General features: G+C 54.5%; 13 protein-coding genes. 8 read left to right on the top strand and 5 right to left on the bottom strand.

The genetic code is table 11. The annotated features are described in order from the left end of the window. Positions 1-65: 65 nt before the first annotated feature. Together leuS and HC248_RS01225 are read left to right on the top strand one after the other, a co-directional pair. On the top strand, positions 66-2714 hold the full coding sequence (gene leuS, locus HC248_RS01220; RefSeq protein WP_168920904.1) for a leucine--tRNA ligase: 2649 nt from the start codon (positions 66-68) through the stop codon (positions 2712-2714). A gap of 33 nt (positions 2715-2747) precedes the next feature. After that, positions 2748-3257: an LPS-assembly lipoprotein LptE gene (locus HC248_RS01225; protein WP_168920905.1), complete on the top strand. Its 510-nt coding sequence runs from the start codon at positions 2748-2750 to the stop codon at positions 3255-3257. Between the two features lie 49 nt (positions 3258-3306). Here the strand turns inward: HC248_RS01225 and HC248_RS01230 are convergent, their stop codons facing one another. From HC248_RS01230 to HC248_RS01240, 3 genes are all read right to left on the bottom strand, one after another. Further along, complete coding sequence (locus HC248_RS01230) at positions 3307-5052, bottom strand: hypothetical protein (RefSeq protein WP_168920906.1); 1746 nt, start codon at positions 5050-5052, stop codon at positions 3307-3309. A 108-nt stretch (positions 5053-5160) separates the two neighbouring features. Beyond that, positions 5161-6111 (bottom strand): arginase, encoded by a 951-nt coding sequence (gene rocF / locus HC248_RS01235; protein WP_238342686.1) that lies wholly within the window; start codon positions 6109-6111, stop codon positions 5161-5163. After that, on the bottom strand, positions 6111-7211 hold the full coding sequence (locus HC248_RS01240) for an ornithine cyclodeaminase (protein WP_168920907.1): 1101 nt from the start codon (positions 7209-7211) through the stop codon (positions 6111-6113). The genes rocF and HC248_RS01240 overlap by 1 nt, the downstream gene beginning before the upstream one ends. Positions 7212-7351: 140 nt before the next feature. Between HC248_RS01240 and HC248_RS01245 the strand changes: the two genes are divergently transcribed. The 4 genes from HC248_RS01245 to gshA all read left to right on the top strand — a co-directional run bounded on the left by HC248_RS01245 (position 7352) and on the right by gshA (position 11752). After that, complete coding sequence (locus HC248_RS01245) at positions 7352-7774, top strand: Lrp/AsnC family transcriptional regulator (protein ID WP_168920908.1); 423 nt, start codon at positions 7352-7354, stop codon at positions 7772-7774. A 28-nt stretch (positions 7775-7802) separates the two neighbouring features. Further along, positions 7803-8888 carry a DNA polymerase III subunit delta gene (gene holA / locus HC248_RS01250; protein WP_168920909.1) on the top strand — a complete coding sequence of 362 codons (1086 nt, stop codon included), beginning with the start codon at positions 7803-7805 and terminating at the stop codon, positions 8886-8888. A gap of 154 nt (positions 8889-9042) precedes the next feature. Then, positions 9043-10308 carry a glutamate-5-semialdehyde dehydrogenase gene (locus tag HC248_RS01255; protein WP_238342771.1) on the top strand — a complete coding sequence of 422 codons (1266 nt, stop codon included), beginning with the start codon at positions 9043-9045 and terminating at the stop codon, positions 10306-10308. A gap of 148 nt (positions 10309-10456) precedes the next feature. Continuing rightward, positions 10457-11752, top strand: coding sequence for a glutamate--cysteine ligase (gene gshA / locus HC248_RS01260; protein WP_168920911.1), 1296 nt, complete (start codon positions 10457-10459; stop codon positions 11750-11752). Positions 11753-11788: 36 nt separating this feature from the next. Here the strand turns inward: gshA and HC248_RS01265 are convergent, their stop codons facing one another. Then, a complete protein-coding gene (locus HC248_RS01265; RefSeq protein ID WP_168920912.1) occupies positions 11789-11926 on the bottom strand; it encodes a hypothetical protein in 138 nt (45 codons plus the stop codon). Positions 11927-11973: 47 nt separating this feature from the next. Between HC248_RS01265 and HC248_RS01270 the strand changes: the two genes are divergently transcribed. Further along, complete coding sequence (locus HC248_RS01270; protein WP_168920913.1) at positions 11974-13842, top strand: potassium transporter Kup; 1869 nt, start codon at positions 11974-11976, stop codon at positions 13840-13842. A gap of 60 nt (positions 13843-13902) precedes the next feature. Here HC248_RS01270 and HC248_RS01275 read toward each other — a convergent pair whose 3' ends face one another. Continuing rightward, on the bottom strand, positions 13903-14631 hold the full coding sequence (locus HC248_RS01275; RefSeq protein WP_168920914.1) for a YggS family pyridoxal phosphate-dependent enzyme: 729 nt from the start codon (positions 14629-14631) through the stop codon (positions 13903-13905). A gap of 95 nt (positions 14632-14726) precedes the next feature. Here HC248_RS01275 and HC248_RS01280 point away from each other — a divergent pair, with 95 nt between their 5' ends. Next, positions 14727-15770 carry a type IV pilus twitching motility protein PilT gene (locus HC248_RS01280; RefSeq protein ID WP_168920915.1) on the top strand — a complete coding sequence of 348 codons (1044 nt, stop codon included), beginning with the start codon at positions 14727-14729 and terminating at the stop codon, positions 15768-15770. The last annotated feature ends 99 nt before the right edge of the window (positions 15771-15869 follow it).

Below are 15869 nucleotides of genomic sequence, written 5' to 3' on the forward strand. Positions count from 1 at the left end.
GTTAAATGGCGCCTGCGGCCGCCGGTTGGCTTTCTCTTTTTCCTTTTCCATTGGCTCCTATCCTCATGCAAGACAAATACCAGCACCTAGACATCGAGCGCGATGCCCAAACCGAATGGACAGCCGCCGACGTCTACCGCGTGTCAGAAGACCAGAGCCGCCAAAAATACTACGCCTGCTCCATGCTGCCTTACCCTAGCGGCAAGCTGCACATGGGCCATGTGCGCAACTACACGATTAACGACATGCTGGCGCGGCAACTGCGGATGAAAGGCTTTAACGTCCTCATGCCCATGGGCTGGGACGCTTTTGGTTTGCCAGCAGAAAATGCCGCCATGAAAAACGGTGTACCGCCAGCGCAGTGGACTTTTGACAACATCGCATACATGAAAAAGCAGATGCAAGCCTTGGGCCTTGCTATCGACTGGAGCCGTGAAGTCACCACCTGCTCGCCCGACTACTACAAGTGGAATCAGTGGCTATTTTTAAAAATGCTGGAAAAAGGCATTGCTTATCGCAAGACCCAAGTCGTGAATTGGGACCCAGTGGACATGACCGTGCTGGCTAATGAACAAGTGATAGACGGCAAAGGCTGGCGCACTGGTGCGGTGGTTGAAAAGCGTGAGATTCCGGGCTACTACCTAAAGATCACCGATTACGCTGAAGAATTACTGGGTCAGGTACAAAACGGTTTGCCGGGCTGGCCTGAACGCGTCAAGCTAATGCAAGAAAACTGGATTGGCAAAAGCGAAGGCGTGCGCTTTGCGTTCAACCACAGCATCGCCAACGCCAAAGGCGAATTGATTGATGACGGCCGCTTGTATGTTTTTACCACCCGGGCTGACACCATCATGGGCGTGAGCTTTTGTGCCGTCGCACCCGAGCATGCGTTAGCCGTTCACGCCGCAGCCAGTAATCCTGAGCTTGCCGCTTTTATTGAAGAGTGCAAAGGTGGCGGCACGACCGAGGCCGAGCTAGCCACGCAGGAAAAAAAGGGCCAAGCCACGGGCCTATTTGTGAGTCATCCGCTGACCGGCGCGTTGATTGAAGTTTGGGTTGGTAACTACGTGCTCATGAGCTACGGTGACGGTGCTGTGATGGGCGTGCCCGCACATGATGAGCGTGATTTTGAATTCGCCAAAAAATACAATCTCAGCATCAAACAAGTTTGCACCGTCAAGGATAAAACCTTTGATCTTGACGTTTGGTCCGACTGGTATGGCGACAAACAGCAGGCTGTGTCGATCAATTCTGGCAAGTACAACGGAATGGCTTGCTTGACCGCCATAGACGCGGTGGCACAAGACCTCGCCGGCATAGGCATGGGCGAGAAAAAAACCACCTGGCGACTGCGCGACTGGGGCGTTAGCCGTCAGCGCTACTGGGGCACACCGATTCCCATCATTCACTGCACCGAGCATGGTGCGGTACCCGTGCCCGAAAAAGATTTGCCAGTCATACTGCCGTTAGATTGTGTGCCCGATGGTTCTGGCAATCCGCTCAATAAGCACGAAGGTTTTCACGCCGGTGCCCTGTGCCCAATCTGTGGCAAGCCGGGTCGGCGCGAGACCGACACCATGGATACCTTTGTCGACTCGTCCTGGTATTTCATGCGTTATTGCGACCCAAAAAATACCCAGGCTATGGTCGCCGGCGGCGCTGACTACTGGATGCCAATGGACCAGTACATAGGCGGCATTGAACACGCTATCTTGCACCTGCTGTATGCGCGTTTTTGGACCAAGGTAATGCGCGATATGGGACTGGTCAAAATCGACGAGCCCTTTACCAAGCTGCTGACCCAAGGCATGGTGCTCAATCACATTTACACCCGCAAAGGTGAGAAGGGCGGCGTCGAGTACTTCTGGCCGCACGAGGTAGAAGACAGCCATGACGCTGCGGGTAAAGTCATAGGCGCAAAACTCAAAGAAGCCAAAGGCGACTTGCCCGCTGGCACTGCCATCACCTACGAAGGTGTTGGCACTATGAGTAAATCCAAAAACAACGGCGTTGATCCGCAGGACTTGATTGAGAAATATGGCGCCGACACCGCCCGCCTTTACACCATGTTCACCGCGCCGCCCGAAGCTACGCTGGAGTGGAATGATGCGGGTGTTGAGGGCAGCTACCGCTTTTTGCGTCGGGTCTGGAATTTTGGTCACAAGCTCAGCACGTTGACGACCCTTGATGCGCCGCAAATAGCCCCTGAATTAAATAAAAAAATTCAAGCCTTTCGCTTCGACATTCACACCTTGCTCAAGCAGGTGGACTATGACTACCAGCGCATGCAGTACAACACCGTCGTGTCTGGCTGCATGAAGTTACTCAATGCGCTGGAAGACTTCGAGTCTCAGGCTGGCAACGCGGCCTTGCCCGCATTGCGGGAAGCCTTTGGCATTTTGCTGCGCTGCCTGTATCCGGCTACCCCGCACATCGCTCACTCTCTTTGGTCTGAGCTTGGTTATGTTGCTGAGCATGGCGCTTTGCTCGATGCCGCTTGGCCAGCGGTCGATGCCAGTGCACTGGTCAAAGACGAACTAGAGTTGGTACTGCAAATTAACGGCAAGATGCGCGGCTCGATTACCGTTAGCGCTAGCGCTGACAAGGCCGCGATTGAAGCCGCAGCGCTGGCCAGCGAAGCTTTCATAAAGCAGGCCGTTCCGGCTAAAAAAGTCATCGTAGTACCCGGCCGTTTGGTCAATATCGTCGTCTGATCCATGCTTGATAAATCAACCACAGGACATGTCATGCAGCGTCGTTTTTTTCTACTCACTAGCGCTGCGGCCAGCGCATTAAGCTTGTCCGCTTGCGGTTTTGCGCTGCGCAAAGCACCAGAGTTTTCTTTCTCCACGCTTTACAGCGCCCTTGGTGAAGGCTCTGCGCTCGGGGTTGAGCTCAAGCGTAATTTGGAGTCCAGCGGCAAGGTCAAGGTGATTAGCGATCCGACGCAGATCGCTAAAGCCGATGTGGTGCTCGATGTCATCAAAGAGCAGCGCGAGCGTGTGGTAGTGGGTCTAAACGCGGCCGGTCAGGTGCGAGAGTTTCAATTGCGTATTCGTTTTAAGTTTCGCCTGCGTACGCCGGGCGGGCGGGAGATCATTCCAGAGACCGAGATTTTGCAGCAACGCGACATCAGCTTTAACGAGTCTGCCGTGTTGTCTAAAGAGCCCGAGGAAGCCTTGCTCTACCGCGATATGCAGAGGGATATAGTCCAGCAGTTAATGCGCCGTTTGGCGGTGATCTCGCTCAGGCCTTAGTCGTACGTCTTAGTACTGGGTGTGCGCGTTGGTCGGCAGCATGCGGGTTTTAGACGCTGCTGCGCGTGCGGAAGTGACTTTCCGTTAAATCGCGGTATTCGTATTCAAATTGGGCACCCACACGGCCATAGGTGGCGGATAACTGAATCGCACCCAAGTGTTGGGCCAGCTGGCCAGTGAACTGCGCCATGTCGACGCCGCTGTTTTCCAGCATGCGCTGGACATAGGGCGTGAATGGACGTCGCAGTGCGCCCAGTGTGAGCTGATTTTTCTGACCGTTTTCAACCAGCAGGCTGCGCAACTCACGCAAACCACGTTCACTGCTGGGGATGAGTTTTAAGCTATCGCGCAAGTATTCCCATTGCCGGTGCGCCTGGCTTTCCACGGGTATTGAGATTGTTGCTGGTACGGATGCGGCGGGATGCGGTGGCAGACTGCGTACCGCATCCCGCGTTGGCTCTGCTGGCAAGGCGTAATCGGTCGCTACATTCATGGCCAAAGCAATGCTGCTAAAAGCATTACGCATGCCGGTGTTGTCGCTAATGAGTTTGTATGTATCGCTGAGATTGCTTAACTTGTCCTGCAAAGCACAAACCGATATTTGCTTAAGCTGGCCATTCTCTAGGACTTGTTTTTCAACCCACCATTGACCAGGCTGGTAAGCAATCGCATGACCTTTTTCTGTGGCGGCATAAACCAATGACAAGTTGGAGACCAGCTCGCCGGCTGCGGTGATTAGGGCTGCAGTAAGCGCCACCATGTTGCTGCCTAGGCTTTGGTCGTCGCTGACGGTTGACTGCGCTTGGTTGTTGCTACGCCCACCTAGGCGCTCTAGCGACTCTGCTAGCCAGTAATACTGCAGCGCACCGAGCAACATATAGCCGGCGACATTTAAACCATATTTGCGCGTGTTGAGCTCACTGGCTTGCTGGGCACTGAGTTTGAGCGGCTGGCCGGTGTCGCGGCAGGCTGGCACCGGTCTGGCGATAGCGCCGCTGCTCAGTTGCAAAAGCGTGTCGCGCATCAAATTGCCAACCGGACTGGCGGCTGCTGCTGCCAGTATTTTCAGCGCTGGTGAGGCGCTTGGCACTGCGGTCGGATTGCGCAGCGCCACGGCCAGCAGCGTCAAGCCGGTCAGTGTCATGGGTGCATAACTCAGTGCAAAGCGTTTGCTTCGCTCCAAGGCGTTGGCAGCATGCGGATAAACCAAATCACCCACCGCCGGTCCGAATGCCAAACCTGCGACTACCACCAGACCGGTCGCCGCTGCGCCTGTGAGCAGTGCAGCACTACCGCCCAATGCGAAACCGGCCATGAGTTTGTTGCTAAGCCCAAGTGCGCTAAGCGCGCTGAGATAACGAAAAGAGCCAAACGCCAAGCTGCGCGGCAAACTCACTCGCAGCGCGTTGCCCAGACTTTGGCAGCGGGAGATCGGTTCGGGTTCGGGTTTGGGTTTGGGTTTGGACTCGGGTTGGTGGTTGACTTGGCGAGTCTGCCAGAGCTGCTCATGCTGCTCAGCGTGCGCCTTCAGTTCGGGGCTGGGCATGTGTAGTTGCACGCTGTGCTCGGCTTGGGGTCTGAGCAGTTGGGTCAAGGTTTCTTGCTCTTGCCAGTCCAACGGCTCGCCGTCAAAGTAGCGCCGAATTAGCATTAGTGCTTCTAGTGCTTGTGCTGCCTCAGGTGTGCTGCCGGCGGCCACGGGGCTGGCCGGCTTGCTAGCGTGTGGTGTGTGGATTGCCGCTCGGCTGTAGAACGGCGCAGCCGGTGCAGTTTGACTCAGGTATATAGGATTCATAGTTAGCTCCTGGCGGGCGAGCCATTCATAGCTTAGGGTGCAAGCTGGCTCGTTCAGGTAGCGATTAAAGCGTCTGAATATGAAACGTTTATGACGCTGACTTTCTCCTTAACTGCGGGCTAAAGTGCTTTTGCCAAACAAGCTCTCGACTAAGTCAACGGCCAACTCTGCCGTGCCGTTGCGCAGGTCTAAGGCGGGGTTGAGTTCCATGATGTCAAGCGATCGCATGCAACCAGTGTCGGCAATCATTTCCATGCACAACTGGGCTTCGCGGTAAGTCGGCCCGCCTCTGACGGCCGTGGCCACGCCGGGAGCGATGGCAGCATCGAGAAAATCTACATCAAAACTCACGTGTAAGTGGGTGTCTTGGTCCATTCCCGCTAGCGCCCGCACCATGGTTTTTTGCATGCCCATCTCGTCGATGTAGCGCATATCAAACACTTCCAGTGCGGTTTGGCGCACGAATAGCTTCTCACCTTCATCAACGCTGCGTATGCCTACTAAGCGCATGACGTCTGGTGCTATGGCTGGTGTTGTGCCGCCTATGCGGGTGAGCTCGGTTGGGCCATGGCCGCAAAGCACCGCTACTGGCATGCCGTGCAGGTTGCCACTCGGGGTGAGCTGGTTGGTGTTGAAGTCTGTGTGTGCGTCCAGCCACAGCACGCGCAGTTTTTTGCCGTTTTCCCGGCAGTAGCGCGCCGCTGCACTGACCGAGCCAATACCCAAACAGTGGTCACCACCCAGCAGGATTGGCAGATGACCGGCGCTAAGACTGGTGTGCATAGCTGTGTGTACGCTTTGATTCCAAGCGCTGACCTCAGCCAGATGTCGATAGCCGTTGACTGCCGCTAGCCAGGGGTTGGTTGGGCCAGCCAAATTACCTTGGTCGTTAACCTGTAGACCACGCTTTTGTAACGCTTCACGCAGACCGGCAACGCGCAGCGCTTCCGGCCCCATAGACGCGCCGCGGCTGCCGGCGCCGACATCAGTGGGCGCACCGATTAAATCGATTAACAGTGTGGCTTTTTGCGCAGTCGCTGCCATGTTCGGTATAGCCATTATTTCGCACTTTCAGTTGCTATTGCTGGGCTGATTTGCCTCTGCGTGAATGACTGTGGACTGGTCTTGCTTGGCGCGCTAATGAGGCTAAACAAGTCCTTGGGATCGTCCAGTTCTGGAATCAAATCCAGCTTTATTTTTTCAGCGCTGGCCTGCTGCAAGCGGTACAAATAGCAAAGCGCTGAGTAGTCGTTAAGCGCAAAGCCGACGGAGTCAAAGATGGTGACTTGCCCCTTGTCAGTACGTCCTGGCGCGGCGCCGCTGATTAAATTGGCAAACTCGGTGACCGCAAAGTCTGCCGGCATTTGCTGAATCTCGCCTTCTATGCGCGACTGGGGTTCATATTCAACAAACACGCGCGCGTCGGGTCGGCGCAATATGTCGGGGTGTAGCTCGGTTTTACCGGGACAGTCGCCGCCTACGGCGTTGATGTGCATGCCGGGCTCAATCATCTCAGGCGTGAGCACGACGGACTGGCTTTTATCGGCCGTCAGTGTGGTGACAATGTCGGCGCCTGCTACTGCCTCTAAGGCCGTGCTACAAATACGAACTTGCAAATTTGGCAGCGCTAGCTGTGCCAGGTTGCGCGCTAGTTTGGCGCTGGCCGCAGCGTCAATATCGTAGAGGCGTAGCTCGTCAATACCTAGCATGTGGACAAAACCCAAGGCTTGAAATTCGCTTTGCGCACCGTTGCCTATCAGCGCCATGATGTGGCTCTGGGGCCGGGCCAGCCGTTGAGCGGCTAGGGCCGACATGGCGGCAGTGCGCAAGGCGGTGGTCAAAGTTAGTTCTGAAAGTAGCAGCGGATAGCCGGTTTCCACATCGGCTAATACCCCAAAAGCGGTGACCGTGAGCAGGCCGCGTGCCGTGTTGCCGGGGTGACCATTGACGTATTTGAAAGAATAAAGTCTGCCATCGCTGGCGGGCATGAGTTCAATTACGCCACCGGGCGAGTAAATGGCGTGCCTAGCGCTTTTGTCAAACGCCGGCCAACGCAGGTAGTCGGCGGCGATTTGTGCCGCTAAACCTTTGATAAATGCTGCCGGCCCGCTGCGTCTTAGCATGGCTTGAATTTGTTGCACGCCAATGTAGTCGACCATGATTTTCCCTTTTTGCTTGGTTTGAATCTTTATTTTCTGCCTCAGGCTTGCCAATTAATAGCCAATGAGATGCGCAATTTGTTGCATAAGTTGCGCAATTAGTCAGCACTAGCTGGCGTTTTGCGGCCTAAGATATGCGCATGGATGACACTGACCGCCAACTGCTCTCCCACTTGCGTGAGAATTCCCGTACCTCGGTGGCATCGCTGGCATTGCGGCTCAAAGTCTCGCGCGGCACAGTGCAAAACCGCCTCGCCAAGTTAGAAGCCGATGGCACTATCACTGGTTACACCGTGCGCCTTAAACCGCAGGCCGAAGCGCATAAAATCCGGGCTTTTATGTCGGTGGCTGTGGTGGGTAACCGCACTGATGCCGTACTCTCGGCGCTTCGCGGCGACCCAGCGGTGAGCGGTTTGCACAGCACCAATGGACGCTGGGATATAGTCGCCGAACTGCAGGCTGATAGCCTCGAAGCCTTTGACCGCGTGCTCAGCCGCATCCGCCTGTTAGAGGGCATTGCCAACACCGAGACCAGCTTGCTGCTGTCAACCAGCAAACTCTAGTCCTGCCTTTTTTAGTCTGAAATAAACCATGAATCCAGTCCCGGCCCAACTGCAGGAGCACCTGTCTCGCGGCCTTAAAAGTCTCTACACGCTTTACGGCGACGAGCCGCTCTTGATACAAGAATATGCTGATGCCCTCCGGCTTGCAGCACGCGCCCAAGGCTTTACCGAGCGCACCGTACACGTCGTAGCCGGTGCGCATTTTGATTGGAGCGAAGTGCTCGCCAGCGGCGGTTCTTTGAGCTTGTTTGCGGATAAACAAATCATTGAAATCCGTGTTCCTAGCGGCAAGCCCGGTAAAGACGGTAGTGCTGCGCTGCAGACCATCGCCCAGCGCGCTCAAGGCGACGACACTACGCTCACGCTAATACTTTTGCCTAAACTCGACGCGGCAACCACCAAAGGGGCTTGGTTTGGTGCGCTAGAAAGTGCTGGCGCTTGTGTCCGCTTTGATCCCGTTGACAGGCGTAATCTGCCGCAGTGGTTGAGCCAGCGTTTGCAGCAACAGGGTCAGCGTGTCGAGGCTGGTGAGGCCGGTCAGCGTACGCTGCAATTTTTTGCCGATAGGGTGGAGGGCAATTTGCTCGCCGCGCACCAAGAAATCCAAAAGCTAGTACTGCTTTATCCGCCAGACGCAGGCGGCGATGTACTCACTTTTGACCAGATCGAAAACGCGGTGCTTAACGTGGCGCGCTATGACGTCTTTAAACTCGCCGAAGCAGTCCTAGGCGGCCAAACTATGCGTGTGGCTCGCATGCTAGACGGCCTTCAGGCCGAAGGCGAGTCAGAGGTGCTGGTGCACTGGGCCTTAGCTGAAGACATTCGCAGCATGAAACGCGTGAAAGACGCCATCGCTCAAGGCCGGCCCATGCCCATGGCATTGCGAGAAAACCGTGTTTGGGGTGTAAAAGAAAAACTTTTTGAGCGTGCCCTGCCGTTAATCAGTGACCTGAGTCTGGCTAATTTGCTGCATGCGGCGCACAAGGTCGACGGCATAGTTAAAGGCCTTAAACAGCCCGATTGGCCGGCCGATGGCTGGCAGTCGCTGCACCGGCTAGCTGGGATGGTTTGCGAGCAATGTGCGGCACCTGCACTGTCATCGCGCAGGCGTTAAATCGGGTATTGGGTAAAGCCTGCTGCGATTGCGGCAAAATGGTGAAATGAATTCGCCCATCGCTACTGCGTCAAGCTCGCTTACCCCCACTAGTGGCTTGTTAGAGTCTGCCGCTGTTATCGACGACCTAGCAATCCAGGATTTGTCACAGTTTATGAGCGCCATGGGTGGTCGTTCCAGAGCTGCTGCTACTGTGGCCGCGCGTGCACCCAGCGCCGTCAAAACGCAGGCCTTGCTAAAACTCGCCGAACTGCTGCGCGCCAATCGCCAGCCACTGGCCGAAGCCAATCAGCGCGATTTAGCGCGGGCAGAAACGGCGGGTCTTTCCGGCCCTATGTTGGATCGACTCAAACTCACCGAAAAAATCATTGACACCGTAGCGCTGGGCTGTGAGCAACTCGCTACCATGCACGACGTGATTGGCGAGATCAGTGGCATGAAACAGCAGCTTAGTGGCATACGCGTAGGCCAAATGCGCGTGCCGCTAGGTGTATTTGGCATGATTTACGAAAGTCGGCCAAATGTGACGATTGAGGCGGCGTCGTTAGCGATTAAAAGCGGCAACGCTTGCATTTTGCGCGGTGGCTCAGAAGCCATAGAGTCCAACAAGGCCTTGGCTTTGTTGGTGCGCCAGGCCTTAGTCGCCGTCAACTTGCCCGCCGATGTGGTGCAACTCGTGCCCACCACCGACCGCGCTGCCGTCAGCCTGTTAATCACCATGCCCGAGTTTGTGGATGTGATTATTCCGCGCGGCGGGAAAGGGTTGATAGAGCGCGTCAGCCGCGAGGCCAGAGTGCCGGTGATCAAGCATCTTGATGGCAATTGCCACGTATACGTTGACGCGCCTTGCGACATCGCCATGGCGGTCAAAATTGCCGACAACGCCAAGACACAAAAATACAGTCCTTGCAACGCCGCTGAGAGTTTGCTGGTAGCCGAAGGCGTGGCGGAAGAATTTTTACCGCTTATCGCTGCCGTCTACGCCGCCAAAGGTGTTGAGATGCGCTGCGATGCGGCGGCCGCCAAAATCTTGCGCGCGCAACCGGGGCTGGCCGCTTCTGCCCACATCACACTAGCCAGCGAGCAGGACTGGTTTGAGGAATACCTCGCGCCCATCATCAGCATCAAAATCGTGGCGGATGTGGCGGCGGCAATTGCCCACATCAACCATTACTCCAGCCACCATACCGATGCCATACTCACCCGAGACCATATGCATGCACAGCAATTTTTGCGCGAAGTCGACTCAGCCAGTGTGATGGTCAATGCCAGCACGCGCTTTGCCGATGGCTTTGAGTTTGGTTTGGGCGCAGAAATCGGTATCAGCACAGATAAATTCCACGCCCGTGGCCCAGTCGGCATTGAAGGCCTGACTTCGCTTAAGTACGTGGTGTTAGGCCAAGGTGAGGTGCGCGGCTAATCAACAGAGATATAACCCAGCGACAGTCTCTGGTACGCCTTGCAAGCCAACCGAATTGCCCCAACATCTTAAAAAAAATAGTCGTCCAGCTGCTGGCTTGATAACAAAATTTACAATAACCTCAATCCCCGCATCTGAAAGTGACAGCATGGTTCCGCACCTTATTACCGCATTGAATGTCCCCATTAACGAGCTTGAGCAACGCATTCTTGACTCCATGCCGGCTATCGAGCGCTGGTTTCGGCTCGAATGGATGGAACACACACCACCGTTTTACAGCTCTGTTGATGTTCGCAACGCGGGCTTTAAGCTCGCGCCAGTCGCCACCAATTTATTTCCCGGTGGCTGGAACAACCTGACCCCAGAAATGCTGCCGTTGGCCGTTCAGGCGGCGATGGCAGCGATTGAAAAAATCTGTCCCGAGGCGCGCAACTTGCTGGTGGTGCCAGAGAATCATCCGCGCAACAGCTTTTACCTTTCAAGCTTGCTGCAACTCAAACGAATTTTTCATCAGGCCGGCCTGAATGTGCGGTTTGGCTCGCTCAACCCCGAGATCAAGGAGCCAACTACCTTGAGCTTGCCCACGGGTGAGACCATCACCATAGAGCCACTGATACGCTCAGACCGGCGCTTAGGGCTAAAAGATTTCGATCCCTGCACGATTTTGCTCAACAACGATTTGTCCACCGGTATTCCCGGTATGCTCGAAGACTTGGAAGAGCAGTACTTGCTGCCACCCCGGCATGCGAGTTGGTCGGTACGCCGCAAGTCACGCCACTTCAAAGCTTATGAAGAAGTCTCCAAGCGCTTTGGCAAGCTGTTGGGCATAGACCCATGGCTGATCAATCCCATGTATGCGCAGTGCGATGAAGTCAACTTTGCTGACGGCAGCGGTATGGAGTGCCTCACTAGCAACGTGGAAGCTATGCTGGCCAAGGTCAAGCGCAAGTACAAGGAATACGGCATCAACGAAAAGCCCTTTGTGATCGTCAAGGCTGACAACGGCAGTCACGGCATGGGCATCATGACTGTTCGGGATGTGCGGGATTTGCCCGAACTGATAGAAAAAACGCGTGCCCGCATGGCTGCAAGCGATGACCTTAACAATGTCACCGACGTCATCATCCAAGAAGGCGTGCTCACTAATGAGCGGGTTAACGAGGCAGTGGCTGAGCCAGTTGTCTACATGATGGATCGCTATGTAGTGGGTGGTTTTTACCGTGTCAATGCCGAACGCGGCGTAGACGAAAACCTCAACGCGCCAGGTTCGAGTTTTGTACCGCTAGCTTTTGCCGACAACGGACGTTTGCCGCAAGCCGGCGAAAAGCCGGGCTCTAGCAGTCCGAACCGCTTTTACATGTATGGTGTGATTGGCCGGCTAGCCATGCTGGCGGCGAGTTACGAGCTTGAAGCGACGGATCCGGACGCAGAGGTCTACGACTGAACGGTTGACCTCTTAGCGACGAATAAAGTCAGTTATTCACAAATTAAGTTGTTGAACCACCACAGATAATAGATTTGATGCCCCTCTGCCTTTAAGTTCTGCGGCAAGGGGCAAAATAGCCAGCTCAAAGGTAATCATTTCCGTTTTAGGCGCAAGTGTTAGGTCTTGGCTCATGGTGTGACTTATGCTCTTCTTGACTCGAGCAAAGACGGAAAGTTTTCGTGTCCCTATCAAAATCATCTCTCTCTGCGCTCACTGTTGGCGCCATTGGCATCGTTTACGGCGATATTGGCACCAGCGTTCTTTACGCTGTCAAAGAGGTTTTTCGTCATGGCAACGTCGCCCTGACGCCAGACAACATCAATGGCGTCTTGTCCATTTTCTTTTGGACGCTTACCGTTATCGTCTCTTTGAAATACGTGATGCTGGTGCTGCGCGCTGACAACAACGGCGAAGGCGGTACTGCAGCGTTGCTGGCGCTGGCCTCAAACGCAGTCCGCCACAAACCCGCTTTGCGCCGCCGGCTGCTACTAGTGGGCATGTTTGGTGCGGCTTTGTTTTACGGTGACGGCGTGATTACGCCGGCCATTTCGGTGCTCTCCGCTGTCGAAGGTTTGGAAGTAGTCTCGCCCGGGTTGACGCGGTTTGTTATTCCGCTAACGCTGGGTATCTTGTTCTTATTATTTTGGGTGCAAAAACGTGGCACCAGCGGCATAGGTAAATTTTTCGGCCCTATTACGGTTGTTTGGTTTTTCGCTATCGCCCTGCTGGGCGTGGTGCAAATCGTCAAGAACCCCAGTATCTTGTTGGCGCTCAATCCCTACTACGCGATCAAATTTATGGTTGCCAGTCCCGGCACCACTTTTATTATTCTCGGTGCGATTGTGCTGTGCGTGACCGGTGCTGAGGCTTTATATGCGGACATGGGTCACTTTGGCAAAAAACCAATACGCATTGCTTGGTTTTCCGTCGTCATGCCTGCGCTGACACTGAACTATTTGGGGCAAGGCGCTTTGCTGCTGAGTAATCCTGCGGCCGTCCAGAATCCCTTCTATCTCATGATGCCTGCTTGGGCGCTGCTACCCATGGTGATACTGGCAACCATGGCAACGGTGATTGCTTCACAAGCCTTGATTTCCGGTGCCTTCAGCGCGACCAAGCAAATTATTCAGTTGGGCTATTTACCGCGCTTGCATATGTTGCACACCAGCATCAAAGAAACTGGGCAAATCTATATTCCCTTTATCAATTGGGCTTTGTTTGTCGCCATTGCGTTGGCAGTGGTGTTTTTCAAAACTTCTGATGCTCTTGCTACGGCTTACGGTATTGCGGTCACCGCCAATATGCTGATCACTACCCTCTTGACTTTTTATGTGGTGCGCTACGGCTGGAAATATCCCCTGGTGTTGTGCCTCGCTGCAACGGGTGTTTTCTTTGCCATAGATTTTGCTTTCTTGGCTTCAAACGCGCTCAAGTTTGTCGATGGAGGTTGGTTTCCCATCATGATTGCAGGCTCGGTTTTCACGCTGATGGTGACTTGGAAAGATGGCCGTCAAATCCTTAAAAACAAACTTCGCAATGACTCGATAGATCTCAAGAGCTTTCTGGACTCAGTCTTCGTGACCCCGCCGGTGCGTGTCGATGGCACGGCCGTGTTTATGACGGCAGAGCCCGGCACCGTGCCGAACGCTTTGCTGCATAACCTAAAGCACAACAAGGTGCTGCATGAAAATAATCTGTTTGTGACTGTCGTTAACCACGAAGTGCCCTGGATCGGTCTAGAAAAACGCCTGGCCATCGAGTCGCTGGGTCGGCATTGCTGGCAGGTGACTATTCACTATGGTTTCAAGAACGATCCGGATGTGCCGCGCGCGCTTGAGCAAATGAAGGGTCGAGGCTGTGAGGCTGAGCCCATGAGCACGAGCTACTTTTTGTCGCGTGATACGGTTGTGCCGTCGATAGGCGGCGGCATGTCGCCATGGCGTGAAAAACTCTTTGCGCAAATGCACCGCAATGCTGGATCAGCCGCTGACTTTCTTAACCTGCCGAATAATTCGGTGGTGGAGTTGGGCTCCAAGATCGAAATCTAACTGACCCAGGCCTAGCCTGCAATTAACCCAACTGATTTGGGCTAGAAAGCCAGGCCTTTGTCAGGCCAAAGGGGTTTGGCGACTACCAAAAATAGCAGTGCCCACACGTACCGTGGTGCTGCCTGAATGGATGGCCGCTTCCATATCTCCCGACATACCTAGCGATAAGGTATCCATCGTTTGGGCCAACTGACCGCTGGCGTTGATGCTGTCGAACAACACTTTCACAGCGCCATGCACCGCGCAGGCGGCTGCAAAATCCGCTGCGGGCTCAGGGATAGCCATCAGGCCGCGCAGCCTTAGTCGCGGCAGTTTGGCAATTTCCAGTGCCAATGTCAGGGCGTCAGCTGGTAGCACGCCTGACTTATTGGCACCACCGTCGATATTGACTTGTAGGCACACTTGTAGCGGCGCTAGATCGGCCGGGCGTTGCTCGTTTAAGCGCTGGGCGATTTTGAGCCTGTCTAGCGACTCCATCCAATCAAAATGCTCAGCGACTAGCCGGGTTTTATTGCTTTGTACCGGGCCAATGCAGTGCCACTCAAGCGGTTCGGTCTGGGGTTTGTGGGCTAAATATTGGCGTAAGGCGAGGATTTTCTCCACACCTTCGGCGATATAGTTCTCGCCAAACGCGCGCTGGCCGCTGGCCATGGCGGCAATCACCGCATCTGCGCCAAAAGTTTTGGACACTGCCAGCAGCTTAACGCTGCCAGCCGGTCTACCGGCGGCCAGACAGGCGGTGTCAATCCGCTCTAGGAGTTGTTCAATATTGCGTACTAACATGGTCATAATCAGACTGTAATCTCAAAAGACGTCTGGACAGCGGTCTTGCCGCTATAGCCTTGGCGCCGATTGTGCAACTTTTGCTTTTAAGGACCCCCGGGATGGACATTACCCAACTGCTGGCCTTTAGTGTCAAAAATAAGGCCTCTGACTTGCATTTGTCTGCAGGACTGCCGCCCATGATTCGCGTTAATGGCGATGTGCGGCGCATCAACATAGACCCGCTAGATCACAAAGAGGTCCAAGCCATGGTGTATGACATCATGAACGATAGCCAACGTAAAAATTTCGAAGAGTTTTTAGAGATTGATTTCTCTTTCGAAATCGACGGTTTGGCACGTTTTCGTGTCAATGCGTTCAATCACCAACGCGGTGCTGGCGCCGTTTTTCGCACCATCCCCTCAAAAATTTTGACGCTGGAGCAGCTAGGTGCTCCCAAGATTTTCAGTGAACTCGCACTTAAACCTCGCGGCATGGTGCTGGTGACTGGGCCGACGGGCTCGGGTAAGTCCACCACGCTGGCGGCCATGATCAATTTTCTCAATGAGACCGAGTACGGCCATATTTTGACCGTCGAAGATCCCATAGAGTTTGTGCACGAGTCGAAAAAATGTTTGATTAACCAGCGCGAAGTAGGCTCTCACACCTTGAGCTTTAGCGGGGCTCTCAAATCCGCTTTGCGTGAAGACCCAGACGCTATTTTGGTTGGCGAGATGCGTGATCTTGAGACTATTCGGCTGGCTATGTCGGCCGCTGAAACAGGTCACCTTGTATTTGCTACGTTACACACCTCAAGTGCAGCCAAAACCATAGACCGCATCATTGACGTGTTTCCCGGCGATGAAAAGGAAATGATTCGCTCCATGCTCTCTGAATCCCTGCAAGCGGTGATCTCACAAACCTTGTGCAAGACTAAAGACGGCAGCGGTCGGGTGGCGGCGCATGAAATCATGCTCGGCACTGGCGCCATTCGAAATCTGATTCGCGAGTCCAAAGTGGCGCAGATGTATTCGACGATACAGACTGGCAACAGCGTTGGCATGCAAACCTTAGATCAGAGTTTGAGTGACTTAGTCAAGCGCAACATCATTTCCTCGGCTGAAGCGCGCAGCAAAGCTAAGATGCCTGAGAATTTTCCGGCTTGATCGCGCGGATGCCGACATTCGGTGCAAACCTTGTTCTTATGCGCTGATCTGTATCCGTTACTCCCCCCACAGTCCCAATTTTTCCAGCCAAGTGTGGCT

This window comes from Polaromonas vacuolata, assembly GCF_012584515.1.
Lineage (GTDB): Bacteria > Pseudomonadota > Gammaproteobacteria > Burkholderiales > Burkholderiaceae_C > Polaromonas > Polaromonas vacuolata.